This window comes from Glycomyces sp. NPDC049804 (assembly GCF_040674615.1).
GTDB lineage: Bacteria > Actinomycetota > Actinomycetes > Mycobacteriales > Micromonosporaceae > Glycomyces > Glycomyces niveus.
The window spans coordinates 1-7669 of sequence record NZ_JBFAMQ010000037.1 but is presented as its reverse complement, the minus strand read 5'-3'; the positions used below and the strand labels follow the sequence as shown (position 1 = coordinate 7669).

At 70.6% G+C, this 7669-nt stretch carries 10 protein-coding genes and 2 pseudogenes; 2 read left to right on the top strand and 10 right to left on the bottom strand.

The features are described from left to right. From AB0K52_RS25535 to AB0K52_RS25510, 6 genes are all read right to left on the bottom strand, one after another. Positions 1-761, bottom strand: a 761-nt coding sequence (locus AB0K52_RS25535; RefSeq protein WP_363537327.1) for an FAD-dependent oxidoreductase, incomplete at its 3' end; no start/stop codon positions are given. An 11-nt stretch (positions 762-772) separates the two neighbouring features. Further along, the gene (locus AB0K52_RS25530; protein ID WP_363537325.1) at positions 773-1675 is read right to left on the bottom strand and encodes an NAD(P)-dependent oxidoreductase; all 903 of its coding nucleotides are present in this window, start codon (positions 1673-1675) and stop codon (positions 773-775) included. Then, on the bottom strand, positions 1672-2070 hold the full coding sequence (locus tag AB0K52_RS25525; protein ID WP_363537322.1) for a hypothetical protein: 399 nt from the start codon (positions 2068-2070) through the stop codon (positions 1672-1674). The genes AB0K52_RS25530 and AB0K52_RS25525 overlap by 4 nt, the downstream gene beginning before the upstream one ends. A 181-nt stretch (positions 2071-2251) precedes the next feature. After that, on the bottom strand, positions 2252-3169 hold the full coding sequence (locus tag AB0K52_RS25520) for a LysR family transcriptional regulator (protein ID WP_363537319.1): 918 nt from the start codon (positions 3167-3169) through the stop codon (positions 2252-2254). Positions 3170-3269: 100 nt separating this feature from the next. Next, positions 3270-3755 (bottom strand): SRPBCC domain-containing protein, encoded by a 486-nt coding sequence (locus AB0K52_RS25515; protein WP_208499844.1) that lies wholly within the window; start codon positions 3753-3755, stop codon positions 3270-3272. Then, positions 3752-4081 (bottom strand): metalloregulator ArsR/SmtB family transcription factor, encoded by a 330-nt coding sequence (locus tag AB0K52_RS25510; protein ID WP_363537316.1) that lies wholly within the window; start codon positions 4079-4081, stop codon positions 3752-3754. The genes AB0K52_RS25515 and AB0K52_RS25510 overlap by 4 nt, the downstream gene beginning before the upstream one ends. A gap of 110 nt (positions 4082-4191) precedes the next feature. Between AB0K52_RS25510 and AB0K52_RS25505 the strand changes: the two genes are divergently transcribed. Beyond that, positions 4192-4569, top strand: a complete 378-nt coding sequence (locus tag AB0K52_RS25505; protein ID WP_363537313.1) for a helix-turn-helix transcriptional regulator — start codon at positions 4192-4194, stop codon at positions 4567-4569. Here AB0K52_RS25505 and AB0K52_RS25500 read toward each other — a convergent pair. From AB0K52_RS25500 to AB0K52_RS25490, 3 genes and pseudogenes are all read right to left on the bottom strand, one after another. Further along, a pseudogene (locus AB0K52_RS25500) lies at positions 4566-4709 on the bottom strand (IS481 family transposase); the annotation flags it as partial. The gene AB0K52_RS25505 and the pseudogene AB0K52_RS25500 overlap by 4 nt on opposite strands. A 160-nt stretch (positions 4710-4869) precedes the next feature. Further along, positions 4870-5457 (bottom strand): ATP-dependent Clp protease proteolytic subunit, encoded by a 588-nt coding sequence (locus AB0K52_RS25495; protein ID WP_363537310.1) that lies wholly within the window; start codon positions 5455-5457, stop codon positions 4870-4872. Then, positions 5454-6083 (bottom strand): ATP-dependent Clp protease proteolytic subunit, encoded by a 630-nt coding sequence (locus AB0K52_RS25490; RefSeq protein ID WP_363537307.1) that lies wholly within the window; start codon positions 6081-6083, stop codon positions 5454-5456. The genes AB0K52_RS25495 and AB0K52_RS25490 overlap by 4 nt, the downstream gene beginning before the upstream one ends. 119 nt (positions 6084-6202) lie before the next feature. Between AB0K52_RS25490 and AB0K52_RS25485 the strand changes: the two genes are divergently transcribed. Beyond that, on the top strand, positions 6203-6742 hold the full coding sequence (locus AB0K52_RS25485) for a hypothetical protein (RefSeq protein WP_363537304.1): 540 nt from the start codon (positions 6203-6205) through the stop codon (positions 6740-6742). An 18-nt stretch (positions 6743-6760) separates the two neighbouring features. On the opposite strand, the pseudogene AB0K52_RS25480 reads toward AB0K52_RS25485, so the two are convergent. Beyond that, positions 6761-6895: pseudogene (locus AB0K52_RS25480) on the bottom strand (IS982 family transposase); the annotation flags it as partial. Positions 6896-7669 lie beyond the last annotated feature (774 nt).

Here is a 7669-nt window from a genome sequence, read left to right as displayed (position 1 = left end):
GGGTGCGAGACCGAGCGCAGCCCGGCGTCGACGAGGACCCGGCCCAGGTCGTCGGTCGCGATCCCGGATTCGGCCGCGAGGCGGGAGTAGGCCACGCCGGTCGTCCACAGTGCCACGTCGGCCGCGAGTCGCTGCCCGCCTGCGAGTTCGATCGCACCGGGGAGCACGCGGTCGACCGCGGCGCCGGTGCGGACCTCGACGCCGAGCCGGTCGAGGGCGCGCCGCAGGTGCGCCTTCGCCTTGGGGCCCATCATCGAGCCGGGCTCGCCCCGGCTGAGCAGGATCACCCGCATCCGGGGGTAGGCCTCGGCGGCTTCGGCGGCCGCTTCGATGCCGGTGAGGCCCGCGCCGCATACGGCGAGTACACCGTCGGCGCTGCCGCGCAGGGCGTCCGCGAACTTCGGGTCGTCGATGGCGTACGCGTTCGGCACGGCCGGGGTCGCGCTGCCGATGGCGTAGACGAGCCGGTCGTAGCCGAGCTCGCGTCCGCCGTCGAGGAGGACGCTGCGCCGGTCGGTGTCGATCCGGTCGGCGCGGCCCCTGACGAAGCGCACACCGGCAGGGGCGAGAAGGTCGGGGATGCGGTGGACGCCGAGGTCCTGGCCGACGGCGGCCTGGTGCTGCCGCAGGCGCTCGTTGAAGATCTCGGTGGGGTTGACGAGGACGACTTCGGCGGCCTTGCGGCGGGCGATGCCGTGGGCGGCCATCATGCCGGTGTAGCCGGCGCCGAGGACGACGACGCGATTCGAGCTGGAGTCCATAGTGATCATTCCTAGGGGTGGCGGAGTGCCGCGATGCCTTCGCGGTACGTGGGATACGCGGGGGCCCAGCCGAGTTCGGCCTTGGCTTTGGCGTTGGAGATGCGGTAGGTGCCGGTGAGGATGCCGTGCATGAGCGGCATGGGCCGCAGCACCCAGGCGGGCACGGACTTCGGCCGCGGCGCGCCGAGGTGCGCTGCCATGGCGTCGAAGTAGTCGCGCCACGAGACGGGCTCGTCGTCGGCGATGTTGTAGGCCTCGCCGCCGCGGCCGCGCTCGAGAGCGGCGACGGTGGCGGCCGCGGCGTCCTCCACATGGACGAAGGACATGATGCCGCCCTTGGGGACCGGGAGCTTGCCGCGGATGACGAGCGCCATGTTGGGGTCGCCCTCGGCGCCGTAGAAGAGCGCGTACCGGAGGGAGATCCCGTCGACGCCTTCAGTGTTGAAGACCTGGTGCTCGTTGCGCTCCATCGCGACGATGTGCGGGTCGAAGCCCCCGTAGCCGCCTTCCCCGAAGACGTCCTCCTCCGTGCGGGCGCGCCGACCGAGGTCGCCGTATCCGTATCCGAAGATCATCGACTGGGTGAGGAAGCGCTTGGCGCCCATGACCTTCGCGGCGGCGAGGAGGTTCGCGGTGCCCTCGGTGCGGAGCCGGTTCGTCGCCGCCATGTGCTTGTGCCGCATGGGGGACTTCTTCAGGGCGGTGAGTTCGTGGACGACCGCGTCGACCTCGGTGCCGCTCGCGGCGGCCAGTAGACCGCCGCGGTCGAGGGCGTCGCCGACCAGCTCAGCGGTGCCTTCGGGCGCGCCGCCGGGGCGGCGGGTCAGGGCCGTCACCTCGTGCCCGGCGGCGAGGAGCGCGCGGGTGAGCGGGCCGCCGATCGCACCGGAGGCCCCGGCGAGAAGGACTCTCATGCCCGCCTCCCCCGCGCCCGCAGCACGATCGCGGCGACCGCCAAGAGGACGGTGAAGCCCAGCAGCGGCACGTCCGAGCCGTGTCCGCCGATGTGGCGGTCCATGAAGTGCGACAAGGTGTGCAGGCCGCTGCCGACGGCGAAGCCGACCAGGGCCGCGCCCACGCCGTCGCGCCACAGCAGCGCGGCGACGAGCCCGGCGCCGATGCCGATCTGGAAGGCGCCGGCGTCGTGTGTCAGGTGCTCGTTGTAAGGCGCGTAGTTGACGTACTCGATGAAGCTGACGGGCGCGAAGAACGCCCAGACGCCGAACACCAGCATGCTGGCCGCGCACAGCAGGGTGAGGACGGCGACCGCGACCGAAGGGGGCCGGGCCGCGTCTCGTTGGGTTCCCATGGTGAATCCTCATTGGACCTAGTAGTGGGGCTTTCGCCTTCACTGTGGGTCCCGAGACGCCGGCGCGGCAACGGCGAAGCGCTCAACACACCGTTCAGACCGGATGAACAGCCTGGTCGCAGGCCATCGGTGTTCAACGCCTGTCAACGATTGTTTCGCAACGCCGCTATGCGGTCCGGCCTCAGGCGGCGGCCGGGGGCCAGTCGAGGAGCACCGGACCGGCGGCCTCGGCAAGGCGGGCGAAGTCGCGGATGAGGTCGGTCTCCCGGGCGGCCGACCAGATCAGCACCGACTCGACGACCGGGGCGTGCTCGAGCGGCACGTAGGCGATGCCCGGGTGCTGGTTGAACTTCGCGAACTGCGAGATGATCGGGCCGATGCCGCGTCCGGCCACCACCAGCACGATGCCCGCCTGCAGGCTCTCGACGAGGTGCGTGCGCTCGATCGCCCGCCCCGAAGGGGTCCGGCGCGGCACGAAGTAGTCGATCCAGTAGCTGTCGTCGTCTTGCGAGGAGACGACGACCGGGTTGTCCGCGAGGTCCTCGTAGGTGCCGTATCCGCGCTGCGCGATCGGGTGGCCTTCGGGCACCGCCATGAGCAGGCGCTCGCGCAGGACCACCGGTCCGACGACGACGCCGTTCTCGACGACCGGCAGCGGCACGGCGAGCACGTCCGCCCGGTCCTCCCGGAGCGGCCGCAGATGGTCGCCGATCTGGGCCTCCAGGACCAGGCGCATCGTGGTGCGGGGCCGGAGCGCCTCGAATTCGCGGGCGAGCGCGTCCAGGTGCTGCCCGTTCGCCGTGCCGAGGAAGCCGAGCCGCAGTTCGCCGCTCATCCCCTTGGCGGCCTGGGCGGTCCGCCGGATGCTCTCTTCGACCGCCTGGTGGGCGGGGCCGAGGTCCTTCTGGAACCGCCGGCCCAGGTCGGTGAGCGCGACGCCGCGCGTGTTCCGCTCGAACAGGGGCGCGCCGATGCGGCGCTCCACTTTCTGAATGAGCTGGGTGACGCGCGCAGGGGAGAGGTGCAGCCGCTTGGCGGTGCGTCCGAAGTGGAGCTCTTCGCAGAGGACGAGGAACGTCTCGATCTCCTGACGCTCCATCGGCGCTCCCCCGGTGTTCAATGTCAGCGAACAATCGCTGAGCCCTGCTGAACACTGAGTATGAATGATCTTCGGCCGCGCGTCGAATCGAGTGCCCGCGTCAGTGGGCCTCCGCTTCGGTGAGCGCGGCGAGCTGCGCGGTGACGGTGCTCCAGCCTTCGGCGAAGCCGAGCTTCTCGTGCAGGTCGCGGGTCTCGGGGTCGCCGTGGCGGACGCGGACGCGGTAGTCCGTGCCGTCCGGGTGGTCGGCCAGCATGATCTCGGCGGTCATCGCGACCGGCTCGGGCCGCGCCGGCCGCCAGTCGCTGTCGAGCCCGTTGGTGAAGACGATCCGCACCCGGTCCTCGACCACGAGGAAGCAGCCGTCGAGGTGCGGCACGAACTCGGCGCCGTCCTCGCTCATGCGGGTGACGAGCGCGCCGCCGGGCCGCGCCTCGAGGCGGTCGACACGGCAAGCGAGCGGGGCCGGGATCCACCACCGCGCGAAGCGGTCGGGGTCGGTCCAGGCGCGCCAGACGAGGTCGCGAGGGGCGCGGATGACGCGCTCCAGGCCCAGGTCCAGGCGCGGGTCGAGATTCGGGTTCATTGCTCCTCCTCGGTGACCAGGCGTTCGAGCCGGTCGGTGCGGTCCTCCCAGATCCGGCGCTGCTCGGCGAGCCAGCCGTCGACGAGCGCCAGGCGCTCGCGGCGCAGCACGCAGGTGCGCACCCTGCCGGACTTGGTGGTGCGGATGAGGCCGTTCGCCTCGAGGGTCCGCACGTGCTTCATGAACGAGGGCAGGGTGATCGGGAACGCGCGGGCGAGGTCGCCGACGCTCTGGGGGCCGCGGCCGAGGCGGCGCACGACCTCGCGGCGGGTGGGGTCGGCGAGGGCGACGAAGAGTCCGTCCAGCTCCTCCGAATACTGTGCCATAAGGCTAAGTATTACTCCGGGAGAACAGCGGCGCAAGGGCTCGGTGTCCCCCGTTCTGCTCAGGGCGAAACGTCCTGTTCCCGGGGCCGCTTTCGGACTTACGATGAGGCATGGCCGAGACTGCAGCACCGCATCGTGCAGAGGACGAGAAGGCGCCGGACGAGACCGACCCGAAGCGCCCCGGATCCGGGGACGGCGAACCGCTGTGGCGCGACGCGCTCGGCGAATGCCTCCGGGACCTGCGCCACGACCGCGGCGAGAAGCTCACGGACACCGCCGGGCGGGCCGGGATCTCGCCGCAGTACCTCTCCGAGATCGAGCGCGGCATGAAGGACCCGTCGAGCGAGATGATCGCCGCCGTCGCAGGCGCGCTCGAACTCACGCTCACGGATCTGACGGTGGCGGTCGCCGAGCGGCTGCGGTCGGTCCAGTTCACGGCGTCCGTGGCCGCCTACGCGCACCGCTCGGCGTACGCGCTCGCCGCCTAGCTGTATTGCCCTGTGAGGTTGTGGACGCGGGTGGCGGGACTTTGGCCTTTCAGCGCGGTGTGTCCGCGGTGGTGGTTATACCAGTGCAGGAATGCCGGGAGGGCTTCGCGTCGCTCGCGTTCTGATCGATAGGGGCGGGCGCAGTCTGCCAGTCGGGGTCAAGGGGGCGTTAGAGTGGGCCATCGAGGGCCTTTCCGGGTCGGCGTGTCTTGTAGCGATGCACACCGAACCAGAAGGCCCTCGCCCCGTCTCAGCCCGTCTCAGCCATTGCGGTGTTCACAACCTCCCAGGACAGAACAGCTAGCGCTCCACCATCACGTGGTCGATGAGGCCGTAGTCCTTCGCCGCCTCGGCGGTGAAGACCCGGTCCCGGTCGGTGTCGGCGCGCAGCGCCTCGACGGTCTGGCCGGTGTGGCGCGAGAGGATCGACTCGATGTCGGCGCGCACGCGCACGATCTCGTCGGCCGCGAGGATGAGGTCCGGGATCGTGCCGCGCCCCTGCGCGGCGGGCTGGTGGAGCACGACCCGCGCGTGCGGCAGCGCGGCCCGCATGCCCTGCTCGCCGGCCGCGAGCAGGACCGCGCCCACGGCCACGGCCTGGCCGACGCAGGTGGTCGCCACCTTCGCCTTGATGTACCGCATGGTGTCGTAGACGCCGAGCATCGCGCTCGGGTCGCCGCCCTCGCAGTTGATGAAGAGGTTGATGGTGCGCTCGGAGTTCTCCGCGTCGAGGTGCAGCAGCTGGGCGACGAGCGCGTTGGCGACCCCGGCGTCGATGCCGGTGCCGAGGTAGATGATCCGCTCGGAGAGCAGGTACGAGTAGACGTCCATGATCCGCTCGCCGCGCTCGTTCTTGGTGATGACGTTGGGGATCGAGTAGGTGCTCATGCGGAGGCTCCTTCGCGGGTGAGGGCGAGGCCGATGCTGCGGCGCGCCTGCGGGGCGATCTCGTCGAACGCGGTGACGATCCCGTCGATGAACCCGTAGTCGAGCGCTTCGGCGGCGGTGTACCAGCGGTCGTGGAGGGAGTCCTCGAAGACCCGCTCGAGCGGCTGGCCGGTGTCCTCGGCGATGAGGCCGAGCACGGTGTCGCGGGTGTGGCGCAGGTCGTTGGCCTGCAGTTCGATGTCGACGGCGGCACCGGCGATCCCGGCCGAGCCCTGGTGCATCAGGACGCGGGCGTGCGGCAGCGCGCGGCGCTTGCCCTTGGTGCCGGCGGAGAGCAGGAACTGGCCCGCGCTGCACGCCAGCCCGACCGCCAGTGTGGACACATCACAGGGGACGAGGCGCATGATGTCGCGGATCGCGAGCATCGAGGGCACCGAGCCGCCCGGGGAGTGGATCCACAATGCGATGTCGGCGCTGTCGTTCTCGCCTGCGAGGGAGAGCATCTGCGTGGCGAGCAGGGTCCCGTTGTCGTCGTCCAGCGGGCCGTCGAGGACGAGCACGCGCTGCTGGAACAGCTCGCGCCTGGCCCGGTCGTCGAACAGCGGCGGCTTCCCGTTTTCACTCATGACTCCACGATGCGGCCCGGCGGACCGGCGCGGCAAGCGGTTCAGCCGGGAGCGGATCCGCTCAGAGCAGCGCGGCGGAAATCCCCTCGCCGAACCGACCGGCTGCCTAGGCTCCACGCATGACCAGATGGAAACCACAACAGCGCGCGTGCGCCGCCGCGGCGGCCGCGTTCGCCCTGCTCGGGACGGCCGCGTGCGGCGACGACGACGGCGGTTCGGACGGCGGCCCGTACGGGACCGACCCCACCTCGGAGTCGGCTTCGCCGTCGCCTTCGGAGACGGCGACCGCTGCGGCCGCGGCGTCGCTCTCGACGGCCACGGACGACGACCACGGCGAGTTCCTCGTGGACAACGACGGCTTCACGCTGTACCTGTTCACGCCGGACGCCGAAGGCACGCCGACCTGCTACGACGCGTGCGCGACCGCATGGCCGCCGCTGCTCACCGACACCCCGGACGTGGCGTCGGGCGGCACGGTGGACGCCTCGCTCATCGGCACCGTCGAGCGCACGGACGGCACCACGCAGGTCACGTACAACGGCTGGCCGCTGTACTACTACGCGGACGACGACGAGCCGGGCGAAACGGACGGCCAAGGGCTGCAGAGCATCTGGTACCTGATGGCGCCCGGCGGGGACGCCAACAAGGCCGGCGACTAGACGATTGATCCCAAGAGGTCAGTGGTCGTAGGCGGTCAGAGAGCGTAGGACCGGTGCTCCGGTCGGGTCGTTGTGCCAGTTGGCGGCGGTCAGGGCGAGGATCAGTTGCATGATGCGGGCGCATACCCCTCGGGGTGTGCGTCCGCTGTGGCGTCTAGCGGCGCTCCGCGCGGCCCCGGCCCACGCACATGACGCGCCGGTCGCCGTGTTTCTCGAATCGATCCAGGCGTCTTCAACGAACCCGACCTAGGGCGGCGTGTCTAGTGACTCTGCCGGGGCGACGATCGTTCTTGATTGGGCTACAACCGATCAGCGACGGAACGGTGTGAGCGGTTTCCCGACGTGCATCGCCGGATCCGGGCTGGTCCTGGGTCGCGCAGCGCCCGGGCCGGTCAATCCGGGAACCGCCGGTGTCCGCTGGCGCGGTGTCGGTGAGGTCGGGCGGCTGGGACGGCGGCATAGAGCCAAGGGCGGCGAGCATCGAACCAGGGGCGTCGGTAGTCACCACCGCAGCCGCCACCGAATCGCGGACGCGCATCGCGCTCCGAGCACACGCGCACAGCACCACCGAGCCGGTCGTCCTCATAGCCTGGTCACCTCCCTTCCTCGCATCCTTTCATCGCATTCCTTCCTCGCATCGCGCTCCAGCATTCGCCGGTGCCTTGCACCACCGGGTGTTCGCTATCGCTCGCCCGGCCTCTGGCGCCCCGTTGGCGTTCAATCCTCGTGGCGGGCATCGCTCTCGTGGCCCGCTGCGGGCTCCTCTCCATGTCTCGCCCACCCCGAAAGCGGGTGGGTGTGCTACCTGGAAAATGGCGTTGCTGGTGTGCTGGCGGTTGCCGCCCTCGCTTGGGCGGTCCTTGCCGCTGCGTTCACCAACACGGCCTGGTGATGTCCGGACTCCCGCTATGGTCGGCGTTGCATCCA

Bases quoted from the DNA above. Each gene is read 5' to 3' on its own strand.
- AB0K52_RS25495 (WP_363537310.1), bottom strand. From the start codon at position 5,457: ATGAGCACCTACTCGATCCCCAACGTCATCACCAAGAACGAGCGCGGC.
- AB0K52_RS25505 (WP_363537313.1), top strand. From the start codon at position 4,192: ATGGCCGAGACTGCAGCACCGCATCGTGCAGAGGACGAGAAGGCGCCG.
- AB0K52_RS25515 (WP_208499844.1), bottom strand. From the start codon at position 3,755: ATGAACCCGAATCTCGACCCGCGCCTGGACCTGGGCCTGGAGCGCGTC.
- AB0K52_RS25485 (WP_363537304.1), top strand. From the start codon at position 6,203: ATGACCAGATGGAAACCACAACAGCGCGCGTGCGCCGCCGCGGCGGCC.
- AB0K52_RS25510 (WP_363537316.1), bottom strand. From the start codon at position 4,081: ATGGCACAGTATTCGGAGGAGCTGGACGGACTCTTCGTCGCCCTCGCC.
- AB0K52_RS25490 (WP_363537307.1), bottom strand. From the start codon at position 6,083: ATGAGTGAAAACGGGAAGCCGCCGCTGTTCGACGACCGGGCCAGGCGC.
- AB0K52_RS25525 (WP_363537322.1), bottom strand. From the start codon at position 2,070: ATGGGAACCCAACGAGACGCGGCCCGGCCCCCTTCGGTCGCGGTCGCC.
- AB0K52_RS25530 (WP_363537325.1), bottom strand. From the start codon at position 1,675: ATGAGAGTCCTTCTCGCCGGGGCCTCCGGTGCGATCGGCGGCCCGCTC.
- AB0K52_RS25520 (WP_363537319.1), bottom strand. From the start codon at position 3,169: ATGGAGCGTCAGGAGATCGAGACGTTCCTCGTCCTCTGCGAAGAGCTC.